Source organism: Collinsella sp. SGI.241, from assembly GCF_050312955.1.
GTDB lineage: Bacteria > Actinomycetota > Coriobacteriia > Coriobacteriales > Coriobacteriaceae > Collinsella.
In genome coordinates this window covers 1-1,199 of sequence record NZ_JBNPKM010000027.1, presented here as the reverse complement: position 1 = coordinate 1,199, position 1,199 = coordinate 1, and the positions used below count along the sequence as shown (strand labels likewise).

The window sequence follows — 1,199 nt, the reverse complement described above, 5'->3', positions numbered from 1 at the left end:
AACACCTATTTGGACGATTCCGGGAGGGACAGCCCCGCCTCCCTGAACTCGACCGGAGACATGTAACCCAGCGTCGAGTGGATCCTGAAGTTGTTGTACCAGTGCACGTAGTCCGAGAGCTTGGCCCGGAGCTCGCGCGTCGTGCCGAACGTCTCGCGGTGGACGAGCTCGGCCTTCAGTATCCTGTTGGTCGACTCGTCGACGGCGTTGTCGTAGGGGCAGCCCTTGGCCGACAGCGACCTCTCAATGCCGAAGGCCTCGAGCATCAGGTCGATCTCGGCGTTGTCGAACTCGCTGCCGCGGTCCGTGTGGAAGACCTCGATGTCCGAGATGGGGAAGGAGAGCGTCGCGAACGCCGACTTGACCAGCCGGGCGTCCTTCCTGGGCCCGGCGGAGTGGCCGACGATCTCCCTGTTGTAGAGGTCGACGAGCAGGCAGACGTAGTTCCACGAGGCCCCGACGCGCACGTAGGTCAGGTCGCTGCATATATGGGTGCGCGGCGCCCTGCCGCCGAAGCCGCGCGCGACGACGTTGGGCACGTCGGCCTCGTTGACCGCCCCGGGGTGCACCTTGAACCTCTTCCTGCCGTATGCGCTGACCAGGCCGTTCTCCCTCATGATGCGGCAGACCCGGCGCCGGCTGACGGTGACGCCCGACCTCTCGAGCGACGCCTTTATCTTGCGCGAGCCGTACCGGCCCTTGCTGGCGGCGTGGGCCGCGACCACGGCCGGCGCGGCGGGGTCCGGCGCGGCGGGCCGGTCGGCCCGCGAGCGCATGGAGTAGTACGTCGACCTCGCGACGCCGAGGAGCCTGCACTGCGCTGATATGGGGTAGCGGCCCTCGTTGGCCGCTATGGCCCTCACTTTCGAGCGTATATCAGCGCCGCTTGTTTTAAGACGTCGACCTCCATCCGGAGCCTGCGGTTCTCGCGCTCGAGCTCCAGGATCCGGTTCTGCTCGGGCGTGCGGTTGTCCGCGGCGCGCGGCGAGCCGGTCGCGTTTATCGACTTGATCCACCTCTCCACGGTGCTCTTGCCGAGGTCGTACTCGTCCATGATCTCGCGCTTGGGCTTGCCGGCGTTGTAGAGGTCGACTATCTGCCTCTTGAACTCGTCGGTGAAATGCCTCGGGTGCCTGGGGTCCCTCATATACGGCCCTCCCGTCTCCTGCGCCCCTCCCGGAACTGTCCACATCAGTGTA

1 protein-coding gene is annotated in these 1,199 nt (G+C 66.1%); it reads right to left on the bottom strand.

Annotated features, from left to right (window positions below):
• Nucleotides 1-5 precede the first annotated feature (5 nt).
• Nucleotides 6-1,147, bottom strand: a protein-coding gene (locus ACQQ92_RS08405) for an IS3 family transposase (protein WP_417575370.1) whose coding sequence is annotated in 2 segments (ribosomal slippage) — nucleotides 6-889 and nucleotides 889-1,147 — 1,143 coding nt in all. Because the reading frame shifts where the segments join, the coding sequence is not laid out codon by codon here.
• Nucleotides 1,148-1,199 lie beyond the last annotated feature (52 nt).